At 60.0% G+C, this 16283-nt stretch carries 17 protein-coding genes; 11 read left to right on the top strand and 6 right to left on the bottom strand.

The genetic code is table 11. The annotated features are described in order from the left end of the window. Positions 1 to 240: 240 nt before the first annotated feature. Positions 241 to 882, bottom strand: a complete 642-nt coding sequence (gene yihA / locus DYL61_RS17160; protein ID WP_135309311.1) for a ribosome biogenesis GTP-binding protein YihA/YsxC — start codon at positions 880 to 882, stop codon at positions 241 to 243. A 192-nt stretch (positions 883 to 1074) separates the two neighbouring features. Between yihA and DYL61_RS17155 the strand changes: the two genes are divergently transcribed. The 6 genes from DYL61_RS17155 (at position 1075) to DYL61_RS17130 (ending at position 6592) form a co-directional block, all read left to right on the top strand. Next, positions 1075 to 1377 carry a c-type cytochrome gene (locus DYL61_RS17155; RefSeq protein WP_135309310.1) on the top strand — a complete coding sequence of 101 codons (303 nt, stop codon included), beginning with the start codon at positions 1075 to 1077 and terminating at the stop codon, positions 1375 to 1377. Between the two features lie 34 nt (positions 1378 to 1411). Continuing rightward, a complete protein-coding gene (locus tag DYL61_RS17150) occupies positions 1412 to 2017 on the top strand; it encodes a c-type cytochrome (RefSeq protein ID WP_135309309.1) in 606 nt (201 codons plus the stop codon). A gap of 168 nt (positions 2018 to 2185) precedes the next feature. Further along, positions 2186 to 2821, top strand: a complete 636-nt coding sequence (gene dsbA, locus DYL61_RS17145) for a thiol:disulfide interchange protein DsbA (protein WP_105699052.1) — start codon at positions 2186 to 2188, stop codon at positions 2819 to 2821. Positions 2822 to 2831: 10 nt separating this feature from the next. Continuing rightward, entirely contained in the window at positions 2832 to 3707 is an 876-nt protein-coding gene (locus DYL61_RS17140; RefSeq protein ID WP_135309308.1) for an endonuclease/exonuclease/phosphatase family protein, read from the top strand. Then, positions 3704 to 5725 (top strand): diguanylate cyclase, encoded by a 2022-nt coding sequence (locus DYL61_RS17135; protein WP_135309307.1) that lies wholly within the window; start codon positions 3704 to 3706, stop codon positions 5723 to 5725. Before DYL61_RS17140 ends, DYL61_RS17135 begins: the two co-directional genes overlap by 4 nt. 90 nt (positions 5726 to 5815) lie before the next feature. Next, positions 5816 to 6592, top strand: a complete 777-nt coding sequence (locus DYL61_RS17130; RefSeq protein ID WP_135309306.1) for an N-acetylmuramoyl-L-alanine amidase — start codon at positions 5816 to 5818, stop codon at positions 6590 to 6592. A gap of 127 nt (positions 6593 to 6719) precedes the next feature. Here the strand turns inward: DYL61_RS17130 and DYL61_RS17125 are convergent, their stop codons facing one another. Then, the gene (locus tag DYL61_RS17125) at positions 6720 to 8507 is read right to left on the bottom strand and encodes a KinB sensor domain-containing domain (RefSeq protein ID WP_135309305.1); all 1788 of its coding nucleotides are present in this window, start codon (positions 8505 to 8507) and stop codon (positions 6720 to 6722) included. A 10-nt stretch (positions 8508 to 8517) separates the two neighbouring features. Beyond that, positions 8518 to 9864 (bottom strand): sigma-54-dependent response regulator transcription factor AlgB, encoded by a 1347-nt coding sequence (gene algB, locus DYL61_RS17120; protein WP_135309304.1) that lies wholly within the window; start codon positions 9862 to 9864, stop codon positions 8518 to 8520. A gap of 377 nt (positions 9865 to 10241) precedes the next feature. Here algB and DYL61_RS17115 point away from each other — a divergent pair, with 377 nt between their 5' ends. The 3 genes from DYL61_RS17115 (at position 10242) to DYL61_RS17105 (ending at position 11240) form a co-directional block, all read left to right on the top strand. After that, positions 10242 to 10526 (top strand): hypothetical protein, encoded by a 285-nt coding sequence (locus DYL61_RS17115; RefSeq protein WP_135309303.1) that lies wholly within the window; start codon positions 10242 to 10244, stop codon positions 10524 to 10526. 79 nt (positions 10527 to 10605) lie between these two features. Then, the gene (locus tag DYL61_RS17110) at positions 10606 to 10770 is read left to right on the top strand and encodes a DUF1328 domain-containing protein (RefSeq protein WP_003170804.1); all 165 of its coding nucleotides are present in this window, start codon (positions 10606 to 10608) and stop codon (positions 10768 to 10770) included. A 2-nt stretch (positions 10771 to 10772) separates the two neighbouring features. Continuing rightward, entirely contained in the window at positions 10773 to 11240 is a 468-nt protein-coding gene (locus DYL61_RS17105; protein WP_135309302.1) for an inhibitor of vertebrate lysozyme family protein, read from the top strand. A gap of 556 nt (positions 11241 to 11796) precedes the next feature. On the opposite strand, the gene DYL61_RS31315 is transcribed toward DYL61_RS17105, so the two are convergent. Next, complete coding sequence (locus tag DYL61_RS31315) at positions 11797 to 11940, bottom strand: hypothetical protein (protein ID WP_167497976.1); 144 nt, start codon at positions 11938 to 11940, stop codon at positions 11797 to 11799. A 27-nt stretch (positions 11941 to 11967) separates the two neighbouring features. Here DYL61_RS31315 and gltP point away from each other — a divergent pair, with 27 nt between their 5' ends. Beyond that, positions 11968 to 13299: a glutamate/aspartate:proton symporter GltP gene (gene gltP, locus DYL61_RS17100; protein ID WP_105699060.1), complete on the top strand. Its 1332-nt coding sequence runs from the start codon at positions 11968 to 11970 to the stop codon at positions 13297 to 13299. A gap of 97 nt (positions 13300 to 13396) precedes the next feature. Continuing rightward, the gene (locus DYL61_RS17095; RefSeq protein WP_135309301.1) at positions 13397 to 14626 is read left to right on the top strand and encodes a nucleoside recognition domain-containing protein; all 1230 of its coding nucleotides are present in this window, start codon (positions 13397 to 13399) and stop codon (positions 14624 to 14626) included. Positions 14627 to 14736: 110 nt separating this feature from the next. Here DYL61_RS17095 and DYL61_RS17090 read toward each other — a convergent pair whose 3' ends face one another. Beyond that, positions 14737 to 15348 (bottom strand): ABC-type transport auxiliary lipoprotein family protein, encoded by a 612-nt coding sequence (locus DYL61_RS17090; RefSeq protein WP_135309300.1) that lies wholly within the window; start codon positions 15346 to 15348, stop codon positions 14737 to 14739. Beyond that, on the bottom strand, positions 15345 to 16283 hold the full coding sequence (locus tag DYL61_RS17085) for an MlaD family protein (protein WP_105699063.1): 939 nt from the start codon (positions 16281 to 16283) through the stop codon (positions 15345 to 15347). The genes DYL61_RS17090 and DYL61_RS17085 overlap by 4 nt, the downstream gene beginning before the upstream one ends.

Below are 16283 nucleotides of genomic sequence, written 5' to 3'. Positions count from 1 at the left end.
TGGCAGAGTGCTTTAGATCAGATGTCGCCGTCAGTTATTTCCAATAGTTTTTTGAACCTGCCGGAACTTAACCCGTGAACTGCTACTCAGAGTTACTGAATGGGTGGTGAAGCCCTTCAATGCTCCTATGTTGTGTTAAGTGTTGGCAGATATCTGGACCCCGCCCTAGCGGTCCAGTACTTGAACCCCGAACTTCCCCTCCCCATAAGAAGTCCGGGGTTTTTTTTGCCCGCAGAAAAGTTATTCCGCGACGTCTGCGCCCTTGTCCGCCAATTCCATCCAGCCCGCCAGCACGGTGTATGCCTCTTCCAGGCCCATGCGTTTTGGCGCCGAGAACAGCTGAATGGTGATCGCGTCACCCCAACCCTTACGAATTTCGGACTGCACTTTGAGCAGGGTGTTCTTGGCTGCGCCGTAGGTGAGTTTGTCGGCCTTGGTCAGCAGGATATGCATCGGCATGCCGCTGGCAACGGCCCAGTCGAGCATCAGCAGGTCGAAGTCGGTCATTGGATGACGGATGTCCATCATCAAAATCAACCCTTTCAAACTCTCGCGACCACCCAGGTAAGCCTCCAGGTGACGCTGCCAGTGCAGCTTCAACGGGATAGGCACTTTCGCGTAACCGTAGCCCGGCAGGTCGACCAGACGCCGATCATCGTCTAGCTTGAAGAAATTGAGGAGTTGCGTGCGGCCCGGGGTTTTCGAGGTGCGTGCCAGGCTGGCGTGGGTCAGGGTGTTCAGGGCGCTGGACTTGCCGGCGTTGGAACGACCGGCAAAGGCGACTTCAAAACCTTCGTCATCGGGGCATTGGTCAACTTTGGCGGCGCTGAGCATGAACGTGGACTGTTGGCACAGGCCGAGGATGGGATTCTTGAGTTGCATGAGATTTCCGATGTGGGCGATGCCGAAAAAGGGTGCGGCAAGCGGTGTCGTTTCCGTTTCAGTAGCGCCAGTATATAATGCCGCAGATTTTGTGTGTGTTTTGTCCCAGCGAAGGATGAGATTCACGGGAGCGAAAGACCTTTATTGCGCATTAGAACGCAAAACGCTCTCAAACCCTGAAATGGTCGACGTATGACCAGATGGTTGCTCGCTTTTGGTGTCCTGATTCCGCTTTACGGCGCTCAGGCTACACAGGATCCGGAAGCGCTGTACAACCGAGTTTGCGTAGCTTGCCATGCCGGCCAGTTGCCCAACGCCCCCAAACGGGGTGATCAGGCAGCCTGGGCGCCAAGATTGGCGCAAGGCATGGACACGCTGGTGCAACACGTGACCCAGGGTTTCAAGGCAATGCCGCCGCGTGGTTTGTGCATGGACTGCAGTACTGAGGATTACCAGGCCGTCATTGAGTTGATGGTGAGTAAACCCGGTAGATAACTCTTAAACCCCTTAGCCGTAGTTGGATTAGCTGATGAACAAACTGATCGTGAGTCTGCTGTTGACCCTGGGCATCACCGGTGTTGCCCATGCTGCAGGCGACGCTACAGCGGGCCAGGCGAAAGCCGCCGTGTGTGGTGCTTGCCATGGACCGGATGGCAATAGCCCGGCGCCGAACTTCCCCAAACTGGCCGGCCAGGGTGAACGTTACCTGACCAAGCAGATGCACGACATCAAGGACGGCAAGCGCACGGTACTGGAAATGACCGGCCTGCTGGCCAACCTCAGCGATCAGGACCTGGCCGACATCGCGGCGTATTTTGCCAGCCAGAAAGGCAGTGTGGGAGCTGCTGATCCTAAAACCGTGGCTCACGGTGAAGAATTGTTCCGCGGCGGCAACCTGGAAAAAGGCATGCCTTCGTGTATCGGTTGCCACTCGCCTAACGGTGCGGGCCTTGCCGAGGCAGGCTTCCCGCACTTGAGCGGCCAGCATGCGCAGTACGTTGCCAAGCAACTGACCGACTTCCGTGAAGGCAATCGCACCAACGACGGCGATGCCAAGATCATGCAAACCATCACCAATAAAATGAGCAACAAGGACATCGAAGCCGTGTCCCAGTACATCCAGGGCCTGCACTGATCCAGGTTCTACGTTAACGCTCGATTAATCCGTCGATGCAAGCATAAAAAGGGTGGCCCAGGCCGCCCTTTTTTGTGGCCGCTGCCGTTACACTAACGAACTCATGCCCGCGTAGACCTGTCACAACAAAGGTCGCGTGAGGCGACTTTATTTGTCCAGGAGTAAAGCATGCGTAATCTGATCCTCAGCGCCGCTCTCGTCACAGCCAGCCTCTTCGGCATGACCGCACAAGCTGCCGACGTGCCGCTTGAAGCCGGTAAAACCTATGTTGAATTGCCCAACCCGGTTCCGGTTTCGGAGCCAGGCAAGATCGAAGTGGTGGAGCTGTTCTGGTATGGCTGCCCGCATTGCTACGCTTTTGAACCGACCATCAACCCATGGGTTGAGAAACTGCCTAAAGACGTGAACTTCAAGCGTATCCCGGCCATGTTCGGCGGCCCTTGGGATGCCCACGGCCAACTGTTCCTGACTCTGGAAGCCATGGGTGTGGAACACAAGGTCCACAACGCCGTATTCGACGCGATCCAGAAACAAGGCAAGCGCCTGACCAAGCCGGACGAAATGGCTGACTTCGTGGCCACCCAAGGTGTCGACAAGGACAAGTTCCTGGCCACCTTCAACTCCTTCGCGATCCAGGGCCAGATCAAACAGGCCAAGGAACTCGCGCAGAAGTACGGCGTACAAGGCGTACCGACCATGATCGTCAACGGTAAATACCGTTTCGACCTGGGCACCACCGGTGGTCCTGAAGCGACCCTCAACGTGGCTGACCAGCTGATCGCCAAAGAGCGTGCCGCGAAGTAAGGGGTCTGCCATGCGCTGGGGTACTGAACGCGTCGTTGGCCTGCACGATCCGCAGGTCAACGAAGACCACTTGGAGTCCAGCGGCCTGCCGGCAGACAGCCGCCTGCGCCTGTTGAGCTTCAATATCCAAGTGGGCATCAGTACCGAGAAGTACCGGCACTACCTCACCCGTGGCTGGCAGCACCTGCTGCCCCACAATGGGCGTGCCGGCAACCTGCAAAAAATCGGCAACCTGTTGAATGATTTCGACCTGGTTGCCCTGCAGGAGGCCGACGGCGGCAGCATACGCTCCGGCTACATCAACCAGGTGGAGCATCTGGCCCAGCTCGGTGCCTTTCCCTACTGGTACCAGCAGCTCAATCGCAACCTCGGGCGCCTGGCGCAGCACAGCAATGGCGTGCTCAGCCGCTTGAAACCCAGCGCTATCGAAGATCATCCGTTGCCGGGCCCCAAGGGGCGGGGCGCGATCCTCGTGCGTTTTGGTGAAGGCCCTGAGGCCTTGGTGGTGGTGATGATGCACCTGGCGCTGGGTGCCCGCACCCGCACCATGCAATTGGCTTACATCCGTGAGCTGATTGGCACTTACAAACACCAGGTGTTGATGGGGGACATGAACACCCACGCCAACGACCTGCTGCAAAATTCCCCGTTGCGCGATCTCGGGCTGCTGGCGCCGCAAGTCGAAGCCACGTTTCCCAGTTGGCGTCCGCAACGCTGTCTTGACCATATCCTGCTCAGTCCAACCCTCACGCTCGAAAGTGTGCAGGTACTGGCGCAGCCCATCTCCGATCACCTGCCGGTCGCGGTAGAGATTCGTCTGCCGGGTTCGCTCACGGCTGATGCATTGCCCGCGTTGAGCCCAGGCCCTCGCGGACCCCTTGCATGAGCGACGACGCCCAGCGCTGGAAAGAAAAATACCTTAAAAGCATCGAGCAACAAGAAAAGCTCGAGCGCCGTTGGGCTGCCCGCCTCGACTTGCTGCGCCGTGGGCTGGTGCGCAGCACCCTGGCGGCCGAAGGCACCGACCGCGCGGTCGACCAATGCATGAAGGAAATGCGCGACGTGGTGCGCACCGATGACATGGACGCCGCCCTCGCCGCCCTGCTGCCACGCCTGGAAAAGGCTGTGCTGGATTCGGAACAGCGCCGCGAAACCCGGGTCGACCAGATCAGTACCGCACTCACGTCGTTGGTCGCTCAGTTGCAAAAACTGCCGCTGCCCCGTGAGGTGGCGCGTCCGCTGAAAACCTTCGCCAAGCAGTTGGATGGGCGCGTCAGCCAGGCCCGCGAGATTCCGTTGTTGCTCAGCGAATTGAGCAACCTGCAAGGGCAGGCCCTGGATAAGCTGGAGCCGGACGCCGAGGCTGCACGCCCTGGCCCGGGGCTTCTACAGCGTCTGTTTGGCAGCAAGGAGGAGGCGAATGAGGCGGTGGCGCAAGAGCCAGCAGTCATTCCTGCGCCCCAGCCCGCAGCCCTGAAAACCGCTGCCGAACCTCAAGCACCCGAGCCGTCCGAAGAACTCACGCAAGCGCTGCGCGCCTTTGCGCCGCCCGTTCCAGAAGCGCAAGCACCAGAGGCTGCGCCAGCGCAAACCGTCAGTGAAACATTTGTCTACGAGGCGCCCGTTGAAGCGCCTATAGCACGTGTTGAACCCACGCTGTCTGAGCCCGAGGCGCAAGAACCTGCGCCCGAAAGTGCCCTCGCTGCGTTTATCGAAGCGCCGGAGCCTCAGGCCGAGGCGCCGTCTGAAACGGCTATCGGCAGCTTGTCGCTGCCGCCGGTGCTGGAAGCCGAGGAGCCTGATCCCGACGAACTGCAATCGGACGGTCCATATTCCCTGCCGGATTCGCCGGAGCCGTCCTACAGCTCTGTCGCCAAGCACATTGAAGACACCCTGCTCGGCCTGCTGGACGAGCTGTCGTTGCCCGAACGCCATCGCCCTCAGGCCGAAGCCATGCGCGAGCGCCTGGCCCATGGGTTGAACTGGTACGAGTTGCTGCCGATCCTGGATGACCTGGCCGTGTTGATGCTGGCGATTACCGACAGCGGTCAGCATGAATTCGAAGCCTATCTCAAGCAGCTCAATGAGCGCCTTGAAGCCTTCCAAGGCCATTTGCAGGTCGCCAGCGAAGGCCATGCCGACAGCCGCTCCGCCGCACGGGAACTGGACACGCAGATTCGCGAACAGGTCGACGGGCTGCAAAGCAGCGTCCAGGAGGCGGCTGACCTGGACAGTCTCAAACACGTGCTGGAGAGCCACCTCGAAGGTCTGCTCGGTACCATGGACGAGCACCAGCAGCAGCGGGACCAGCGTGAGCAAGAAGTGGCTGAGCGCTTGAAAGGCCTCGCCGAGCGGGTCGCGAACATGGAGCAGGAAGCCCAGGGCTACCGTGAGCATTTGGAGGTCCAGCGCCAGAAAGCCTTGATCGATCCACTCACCGGCCTGCCTAACCGTGCCGCGTGGAGCGAGCGCCTCGACCTGGAAGTCAACGCCTGGCACCAGCATGGCAACAGCCTGTCTCTGGCGATGCTGGACCTGGACCACTTCAAGCGTATCAACGACGGCTACGGCCACCTGGCCGGTGACAAAGTGCTGAAAATCATCGCCAATGTGCTGCGCAAGCGGCTACGTCCGACGGACTTTATCGCGCGCTTTGGCGGTGAAGAGTTTGTGCTGCTGATGCCCGATTCTTCCTTGGCCGATGCCCTGGCCGTCGGCAATGGGCTGCGTGCGGCGATTGAAGCCTGCCCGTTTCATTTCAAGGGCGAGCCGGTGACGATCACCGTGTCCATGGGCGTGGCGCAGTTTCAGCCCGGAGAGCGCAGCGATGCTGTTCTCAAGCGTGCCGACGCGGCGTTGTATCGAGCCAAAGCGGCGGGGCGCAATCAGGTGCAGGCGGCGTAAAAGATGTTCCATTTTGTGATTTGACCGTCGGCTCGCAGGCGGTACGTTACACTGTTGCATTACTCGTCTTCAGCGTAGCGTCCCCCTGCCATGAAATCCCTGTACTTTGCCTTTGTGTTTCTTCTGCTCGCCGGCTGCGCCAGCGGCCCTCGCCTGGACACCAGCCATCCCTCGGTGAACCACGACAACCGCGTGCAGTTCGTCATCGTCCACTACACCTCCACCAACCTTGAACGCTCACTGGCCTTGCTCACCCATGGCCAGGTCAGCAGCCACTACCTTATCGGCGACGACGCCTCGGCCACCATCTACAAGTTGGTCGACGAGAGCCAGCGCGCCTGGCACGCGGGTGAAAGCGAATGGATGGGCCGCACCTGGCTCAATTCCAGCTCCATTGGCATCGAGATCGTAAACCCCGGCTACCGCGACACGCCGACCGGTCGTGTGTGGTACCCGTATTCAGAGTCGCAGGTGCAGTCGCTGGTGGTGTTGCTCAAGGACATCAGCAAGCGCAACGGCATCGACCCCAAGAACATCATCGGCCACAGCGATATCGCGCCACTGCGCAAGTTGGATCCGGGCCCATTGTTCCCGTGGAAGCGCCTGGCCGCTGAAGGGCTTGGCGTGTGGCCCGATGCCCAGGCCGTGGCGCGGTTCCAGGTGCAGTACGCCAGTGAGCTGCCGAGCATTACCTGGTTCCAGGAAGAGTTGGCCCGATTGGGCTACCAGACCCCGCAGACCGGTGAGCTGGATGTCGCGACACGTCACGTAATCGCGGCGTTCCAGATGCATTTCCGGCCGTCGCTGTTTGACGGCACGCCGGATGCGGAATGTGCCGCGATCCTGCGGGCCTTGAACCGCACTTGACCGGCGGAGCCTGGCTTGTTGTGGCGAGGGAGCTTGCTCCCGCTCGACTGCGAAGCAGGCGCCAGCTTCCAGGGGGCGCTTCGCACCCCAGCGCAAGCAAGCTTGCTCGCCACAACAAGCGAAGCGCTTAGAGCGGCAACGCCATATAGAACTGCGTCCCCTGCCCCGGCCGTGAATACACACCCATGCGGCCGCCGTGCAGTTGCACGATCTCCTTGCACAGCGCCAGCCCCAGGCCGGCGCCGCCTTTCTTGCGACCGACTTGCACGAAAGGTTCGAAAATCCGCCCCTGTTGGCCATAGGCGATGCCTTCGCCGTTGTCCTCGACGCTGATGATCACCCGCTCGCCATGTCGACGCGCCTGCAGGCGAATCTGCCCGCCGTCGGCGGTGTGGCGCAAGGCGTTGCCCAACAGGTTGTCGAGCACGCGCTCCAATTGCGGCTGGTCGGCGTACAACCTGGGCAAGTCGGACTGCGCTTCTACGAGCAGTTCGATGTGTTGCGCATTGGCGGGCTCTGCAAAACGCGCACGAGCATGTTCAAGCAGGTCGGTGACATCGCAGGGCCCCAGGGTGAGTTTCTGCAGGCCGTTCTGGTAGCGCGAGAAGTTGAGCAGATCGTTGATCAACTGCATCAGCCGCTGCATTTCTTCATTGACCGTATCCAGCAGGTCCGCTTCGCGGGACTCCGCTGGAAATTTCGCGCGTTCGCGGAAGAGCCCGAACGCCATGTGCATGCCGGTTACGGGGGTGCGCAACTCATGGGAGGCGCGCAACACGAACTCACTGCGCACTCGTTCAAACGCGCGTTGTTCCGTTACGTCATGCAGCACCATCACCGCGCCCAGGATATGCCCCTGGGTGTGGCTCACGGGTGTCAGGCTGTAGGTCAGCAGGCGCAGTTCGCCCTCGACTTCCACCTCCAGATCGTCCGGTGCTCGTTCCAGGTTGCCGCCACGCAAGACCAGTTGCAGCTGTTCGTCCAGTTCCGGGCGTACCAACGCCTCACCCAAGCCTTGGCCGAGTCTCTCCTCGTCCCAGCCCAGCTGGCGCTGTGCCACGGGGTTGAGGTGTTCCAGGCGGCCCTGGCGATCAATCATCAGCAGGCCATCGTCGATGCTGTCGAGTACCGCTTGCAGGCGCTGTTGGCCGGCCAGTAACTCGTCGACATTGGTTGCCTGATGCTGGCGCAACGCCTCGGCCATGATGCCAAAGCGACGGGTCAGCTGGTTCATTTCCGCTGCCGAAGAAATCGGCAGCGTCACTTCGAAATCTCCCTGACCGATCTTGTCCGCCGCTTTGGCCAACGCTTCGATAGGCGCACCGAAACGGCGGGCGATACCGTGAGCCGTGACAAACCCGATGATCAATACCGCAAGCCCCACCAGCCCGAGCAGGCCGGCAATCAGCAAGGCGCGCTCACGGGATTGATGCTCGCTGTTGCTGATGTTTTCCAGGGCCTGCTTGTGTTCGGCGATCAGGCCGTTGCGCAGCACGTTGAAGGTTTCGGTGAGCTGCTCCTTGCTCCCCGGCGGCGGCTGCGTTTGTTGGGATTGGTCAAATGCCTCAAGCAGGTTCTGGTATTCGCCCTTGGCCTGGCTGAATCCCGTCCCCCTGCCGTCTTTCTGTTCATGGGCGATGCCTTGGTCCAACAGATCGAAATAGCGTTGTTTCGACGCCTGCAACGCCTGCGGGTCCGGACGCTCCTCGAGCATCATGATCAACTGGTCGCCCAGGCTCTGGCGCAGCTTGAGCCCCAGGTCCAGGGTGACGAAGTTGCTGCGAATCAACGACTCCTGGGTCTTGGCCATTTGCATGACGCTGACCAAACCCAGGATCAAACCCAGCAAGGCGACGGTGATCAGCGCTGAAATGCTCAGGAACAGCCGAGTGCGCAGTTTCATCGCGAGCTTCATAAGGTGTCGCTCACAGGTTGTACTGTTTGCGTTTGCGGTACAGGGTCGACGCGTCGATGCCGAGGGTACGGGCCGCCTGGTCCAGGGTATCGGCGGTGGCCAGAACTGCGCCGATATGGGCCTTTTCCAGCTCATCCAGACTCAACGCCGCGCCGATACGCGGAGCGTTGTTGGTCGGCTGCTCGGCCATGCCGAGGTGCGTGATTTCGACCTTCTCCTGAGGGCAGATAATGCTCGCGCGCTCCACCACGTTGCGCAGTTCGCGAATATTGCCAGGCCAGCGGTAGTTGAGCAGCGCTTCGCGGGCTTCATCGCTGAACCCTCGCGCCGGTCGGGCGTACTCCTTGACGAAGCGCGCCAGGAAGCGGTCGGCCAGGGTCAGGATGTCTTCGCTGCGCTCGCGCAACGGAGGCAGGTGCAGGGTGATGACGTTGAGGCGGTAGAGCAAATCCTCACGGAAGCGACCGTCGCGCACCATGTCTTCCAGGTTCAGGTTGGTCGCCGCGAGAATGCGTACGTCGGCACGGCGGGTAACCGGGTCGCCCACGCGTTCGTATTCCTTGTCCTGAATGAACCGCAGCAACTTGGGTTGCAACGTGAGGGGAAAGTCGCCGATCTCATCGAGAAACAGGGTGCCGCCATCCGCCTGGTTGACGCGACCCAGGGTGCTTTCGCTGGCCCCGGTAAACGCGCCACGGCTATGCCCGAACAGTTCGCTCTCCATCAGCTCTGCTGTCAGCGACGGGCAGTTAATGGTCACGCAGGACTTCTTCGAGCGTTTGCTCCAGCCATGAATCGCACGGGCCAGTTCACCTTTACCGGTGCCGGACTCACCCAGGATGAGGATGTTGGCGTCAGTGCCCGCCACTTGGCGCGCGGTTTCCAGCACCACCTTCATGGCCGGGCTATGGGAGTCCAGGCCGTCCTTGGGTTGGCGGACTTCGCCTTCGAGTGCTTCCAGGCGCGCCGAAAGTTGGCGTACCTCCAACTGCTTGGCCGTGGCGAGGCGCAACTGGTCTGGGCTGCAAGGCTTGACCAGATAGTCGGCAGCGCCGGCCTGAATCGCATCGACTGCGGTATCGACCGCCGAATGCGCGGTGACGATCACCACGCGCATCCACGGTGCCTGGACGCGCATCTGGGCCAGCACATCCAGCCCGTTATCCTCACCCAGGCGCAGGTCCAGGAAGCACAGGTCGAACACTTGGCGTTGCATCAGTGCGTCAGCCTGGGCGGCACTGTTGGCGGTAGCGACGGTGTAGCCTTCATCTTCCAGGCAATAACGGAAGGTGCGGAGGATCGCGGATTCGTCATCCACTAAAAGAATGCGGCCTTGAAGTTCCTTGGCTGATTCCATCTGTCCCGCGCTCCTTAACTATGAATGATGGTGTTTAGTCCCGGAATAATCGGGCAAGTTGCATGGTTTATTCTGATCGATAAAAGGCGACGTCGTGCAGGAATCTGCGTCCCTTCCTACAAAGCCCCCGCTGGTGGCGTTTTCATGCCGTCTTGCCACTTCGGCAGCATCCCCATCCGATTCGATCCCTTGATCCGACCGCTGGCCATCGTGCATTTCGCACGGCCCTCATGGGGGCATCGTGCAGGATGCTGGGCAATGAATCGAATCAAAATATATAAACTACTGATTTTATTAGGTTTTATTTTGTAAAAAAGCTGGCATGCGCTCTGCAATAGCTCTCCCAACGAATAATCAGAATGCGGGAGAACAGCAGCATGACTCGCCAAAGCCTCAGCCAATTGCGTGTATCGCCACTGCGCCTGCAACAAGGCCTGTTTGCGAGCCTGGCCCTGATGGTCACGCTGATTGGCGGCCAGCAATTGCAACATTGGCAGCAGAGTCCGCAGCAAGTCCCGCAATTCGAACGTCCGGTGATGATCCAGACCCATTTCAGTTCGATTGGCAGTGCGTCTGCCGATTCAACCGCCCCGCAACTGCGCGTTGCCGACCAGGATTCCACCTTGGGCGAGCTGCCTGCGCAAGAGCGTTGGGTGTTTTAGGCAAGAAAGCGGTCGCTTGCACTTAGCGCCCGTACGGCACTACCGCTGTTACCTCTATAAAAGCGTAAGGAGAATCACCATGTTGAGTTGGGCAATCACATTTCTGATCATCGCCATTGTGGCTGCAGTCCTGGGCTTCGGTGGTATCGCGGGCACCGCCACGGGGATCGCCAAGATCCTGTTCGTCGTCTTCCTGGTGATGTTCATTGCTTCGTTCTTCTTTGGTCGTCGCGGCCGAGGCTGAATATGACCTCCTTGTCCTTTAAAGCCATGGCTGCCGCCCTGCTCTTGGGCGGCAGCGGCTTGGCGATGGCCGCCAACGACGGCCAATCCCGGGTCAACGAATTGCTCAGCGCGGACCCGCAGTACCGCGAAGCCTGGCAAGACGTGGTGAAGAAAGAAGAGCGCCTGCCCGAATGGGTGATGAACCTGTCGGGTACGGCCGAACAAATGAATGCCGTGGAAGAGGACGGCGACAAGTACTTGGTCGGGCCACTCTGCGAAACTGCGGACACCTGCCTGAACAAGCGCCTGATCGTTGCTTTCAGCCTCGACAAGAAAGATGCCTACGCGATGTTGGTGGAGGTCCCGGCCGGTCTGCCGGCGGATAAATCTCCAACGCGGCACGCCGATTACCGTTTTATCGGTAAGCCGGATGAAGGCATGCAGAAGCTGCTGATGGAGCAGCTTAAGAAAGATCCGAATTGGTACTAGGGTTCGTCCGACGCGACTGTCGTCTACGAACCCAGCGTCCATAGAAAGAAGCCCTCGCTTCTTTCTGTCTGCACCGCTCGCCAAGAGGGGTGCATGACCAGGGGGCCGGGTTGCTCTGATCAAATGGGATCGGCGTGACCTACGGGCACAGGGAGTGCCTGCGCAAGGGCCGGGTCAGGCGAAAAGCTGCGACGCAGGTTCACAAGCTCACGGCTTGCTGAACTTGCGACGGGCTTGTGACTCTCATTGATCGCCCTTCATACCTCCCGTAGCCGCAAATTTCATTTTTGCTCATCCCCAACCATTTCCTGTTGTGTCGGGGTGACCACCTATCGATAAATTTTTGCCTGAGCTATAGGACATTTCTGACAAGAGTCCACTGAAATCTCAGGCATTTCTGCCAGCCTATCGAAGACGTCCTGATTCTCTGAGCGAGCCGGGTTTGGCAGGTTCACGGCATCTTTGCCGGACAATTTGTCGCATTTGAACTGACCGTTTGGACAGTTATTATGAAAAAAACCCATGCCGATTCGGCATAGGGTAGGCGTTTACGGCATTAGACGCCGCCTTCTTGCATCGGAATAGTTGCGCCTTTTTTCGCCTGCCAGTAAGCCATTTCGGCCACGCTGCGGTGACCTTCCATGGAGGCAGATGCACACACTTTTTCGCTCTCGAGCGTTGCAGCTGGCGCATTTGCCATACGTCCACTTGAAGTAAGGGTAATGACATGAAGAAGGCAAAGCTAAGCCTCGCCTGGCAGATCCTCATCGGTTTGGTACTCGGGATCGCAATCGGTGCAGTGCTCAACCATTTCAGTGCTGAAAAAGCCTGGTGGATCAGCAATGTGTTGCAGCCAGCGGGCGATATCTTTATCCGCCTGATCAAGATGATCGTGATCCCGATTGTGATCTCCTCGCTGATCGTCGGCATTGCCGGTGTCGGTGACGCGAAGAAACTCGGGCGTATCGGCGTCAAAACCATCCTTTACTTCGAAGTGGTCACCACCATCGCCATCGTGGTTGGCCTGTTGCTGGCCAACCTGTTCCACCCCGGCGCCGGCATCGACATGAGTACCCTGGGTACCGTCGATATCTCCAAATACACGGCCACCGCCGCCGAAGTGCAGCATGAGCATGCGTTTATCCAGACCATCCTCAACCTGATCCCATCGAACATCTTCGCTGCCGTTGCCCGTGGCGAAATGTTGCCGATCATCTTCTTCTCGGTGCTGTTCGGCCTGGGCCTGTCGAGCCTCAAGCCTGAGTTGCGCGAGCCGCTGGTGAACATGTTCCAGGGCGTGTCCGAGAGCATGTTCAAAGTCACCCACATGATCATGAAATACGCGCCAATCGGCGTGTTCGCACTGATCGCGGTGACCGTGGCGAACTTCGGTTTCGCTTCCTTGCTGCCACTGGCCAAGCTGGTGATCCTGGTTTACGTCGCCATTCTGTTCTTCGCCTTCGTAGTACTGGGCCTGATCGCACGCCTGTTTGGCTTCTCGGTGATCAAGCTGATGCGCATCTTCAAGGATGAGCTGGTCCTGGCTTACTCCACCGCCAGCTCCGAGACCGTGCTGCCGCGCGTGATCGAGAAGATGGAAGCCTACGGTGCGCCAAAAGCGATCTGCAGCTTTGTGGTGCCGACCGGTTACTCGTTCAACCTCGACGGCTCGACCCTGTACCAGAGCATCGCCGCGATCTTTATCGCCCAGCTGTATGGCATCGACCTGTCGGTTGGCCAGCAACTGATGCTGGTGTTGACGCTGATGGTCACCTCCAAAGGCATCGCCGGTGTGCCGGGTGTGTCCTTCGTGGTGCTGCTGGCCACGCTGGGCAGCGTCGGTATTCCGCTGGAAGGCCTGGCATTCATCGCCGGTGTCGACCGCATCATGGACATGGCGCGTACCGCCCTGAACGTGATCGGCAACGCCCTGGCCGTACTGGTTATCGCCCGTTGGGAAGGCATGTACGACGATGCCAAGGGCCAGCGCTACTGGAACTCCCTGCCGCACTGGCGCAGCAAGGAAGCCGCGCCGGCCGCTCAAGCGACCCGCAGCTGATACCTCGCCTGCCTAAACACAAACCCCGGGAAATCCGGGGTTTGTCGTTTCTGTCAGCCCCGCTATCATTCGGCCCATCTTTTGGGGGATTTAACTGATGCTCAATGGCCTGTGGCTTGGCTTCTTTGTCGTGGCAATGGTGTCAGCACTGGCGCAATGGCTGGTGGGCGGTAACGCCGGGATTTTTGCGGCGATGGTCGAAAGCATTTTCGCCATGGCCAAGCTCTCGGTGGAAGTGATGGTGTTGCTGTTCGGCACCCTGACCTTGTGGCTGGGCTTTTTGCGTATCGCCGAAAAAGCCGGGATCGTCGATTGGCTGGCCAAGGCCCTCGGTCCGCTGTTCCGCCGCTTGATGCCGGAAGTGCCGGCCGGCCACCCCGCCATCGGCTTGATCACCCTCAACTTCGCCGCCAACGGCCTGGGCCTGGACAACGCAGCCACGCCTATCGGCTTGAAGGCCATGAAGGCGCTGCAGGAACTCAACCCCATCCCCAACACTGCCAGCAACGCGCAGATCCTGTTCCTGGTGCTCAACGCGTCTTCGCTGACGCTGCTGCCGGTGACCATCTTTATGTACCGCGCCCAGCAAGGCGCCGCCGACCCGACATTGGTGTTCCTGCCGATCCTGCTGGCCACCAGTGCTTCGACGTTGGTGGGCCTGCTGTCGGTGGCAATCATGCAGCGCTTGCGGCTGTGGGATCCGGTGGTGCTGGCCTATCTGGTTCCTGGCGCGTTGGTGCTGGGTGGTTTCATGGCGCTGCTGGCGACCTTGTCCGCCACGGCGCTGGCCGGCTTGTCTTCGATCCTCGGCAACCTGACGTTGTTTGGCCTGATCATGCTGTTCCTGGTGATTGGTGCGCTGCGCAAGGTCAAGGTGTACGAGGCGTTTGTCGAAGGCGCCAAAGAGGGCTTTGACGTCGCCAAGAACCTGTTGCCGTACCTGGTGGCGATGCTGTGTGCCGTCGGCGTGCTGCGTGCCTCGGGTGCGCTGGATTTCGGCCTGGAAGGCATTCGCCATCTGGTGGCCTGGACCGGCATGGATACGCGTTTTGTCGATGCGTTGCCGACCGCGATGGTCAAGCCATTCTCCGGCAGTGCCGCGCGGGCGATGTTGATCGAGACCATGCAGACCCAAGGCGTGGACAGCTTCCCGGCGTTGGTGGCGGCGACGATTCAGGGCAGTACCGAGACCACCTTCTATGTGCTGGCGGTGTACTTTGGGTCGGTGGGGATTCAGCGTGCGCGGCATGCTGTCGGGTGTGCGCTGCTGGCTGAGCTGGCTGGTGTGGTGGCGGCTATTGCGGTGTGCTACTGGTTCTTTGGCTGAGGCTGAGATCGCTATCGGGGGCAAGCCCCCTCCCACAGTGGATTGGGTTCACAGATCTCTATGTGTGAACACAGTCAAAGGTGGGAGGGGGCTTGCCCCCGATGAGGCCCTTAATGTTTCACAACACTGTTGCCCTGCTGCACCACCCAATCCACCACCTGCTTATTCAACTGATCCCCCGCCTGTCCAAACCCGGCCACCACCGCCGGCACCTTGGTATCCCCCACCGGCTGACGCACTTCAAACCGCCGACTGGCAATAATCCGCTGATCACTGCCGCGCACCAACCGCGCATCCAGGCGAACCACTACCTCAACGGCATTCCCGTGATATTCACTCTGAAACGCCTGCAACTGCCCGCCCAGCTCATAGTCGGCCTGCAGATTGGTCTCGTCGGTGCTCAATAAGGTCACGCGCCCATCACGCTGGAAGCCATCCATAAAGCGGTTGCGCAACAGCACCGGCGACGGGTCGCTCCAGCGTGAATTCGCGTAGCTGCTGATCAGATCGCCATTGGGCACCACGGCAATGCGCGGGCTGTCGAGGAATTCGCTGGTCTGCGGCTTGGTCACACGCAGCGACCAGGCCACCGGGGTGCCTTGGCTGGCGGTTTGCGTCGATGCCAGGCGGTACACGTCTGACGGGTCCGGCTTGGGCAGGATCGAGCAGGCGCTGATCAGTGCCAGGGCCATGGGGGCGATCATTTGGTAAGCACGCTTCATGGCGTGAACTCCTTGTTCTTGTCGCTGCCCAGCAGGTAACCGCTGGGGTTGGCTTCCAGGCGGCGGGAGATGGCGCGCAGCGAGCCGAGGGTTTCGCGCAGCTCGCGTACGGCTGGCGCCAGTTCGTTAAGCCCTTGCATGCCGCTGTTGACCGAGTCCTTGTTGTTGGTCAGCAAGGTGTTGATGGTCGCGGTGCTTTGCTCAAGGGACTTCATGGCCTGCTCGGCGCTGCCGAAGGCCTGTTTGCCTTGATCGTTGAGCAGGCCGTTGGCGCTGCGCATCAGTACGGTGGTTTGCTCCAGGGCAGCGCCGGCCTGCTTGCTCACTTGCATCAGTTGCTGCATCACCAGCTTGATATCGCCACGTTGTTCGGCGATGGCGCCGGTGGTTTGTTGCAGGTTATCCAGGGTGTTGCTCAAGCGGTCGACGTTCTCGTGGGAGAACATACGGTTGGCGTTGTGCAGCAGCAGGTTGATGCTGGTCATCAGGTCGTTGCTGTTATTGAGCAGGCGCGCGATGGGCGATGGCGAGGCGATGATTTCCGGCAGGTTGCCGTCCTTGCCCTTGAGTTCCGGGCTTTGTGGTGTGCCACCGCTGAGCTGGATGATCGACGTGCCGGTGATACCGGTCAGGGCGAGCTTGGCCTGGGTGTCTTCCTTGATCGGCGTCTGCCCGGACAAGCGGATACGTGCCAGTACGCGGCGCGGGTCGTTCGGGTCCAGGCGCAAGGCGGTCACATCGCCCACCTTGATCCCGCTGTACTGCACCGAACTGCCTTGGGACAGGCCGCTGACCGCCTCGTTGAACACCACCTCGTAATCCTGGAAGGCACTGTCGACGCTGGATTTGGCCAGCCACAGGCCAAACAGCATCGCGCCGACCACCACGATTACGCTGAACAGACCGATCATCACATGATGGGCTCGGGTTTCCAT

The organism is Pseudomonas nabeulensis (assembly GCF_004682045.1).
Taxonomy (GTDB): domain Bacteria; phylum Pseudomonadota; class Gammaproteobacteria; order Pseudomonadales; family Pseudomonadaceae; genus Aquipseudomonas; species Aquipseudomonas nabeulensis.
The sequence above is the reverse complement of the archived record's forward strand: the minus strand, read 5'-3'. Positions and strand labels throughout refer to the sequence as shown.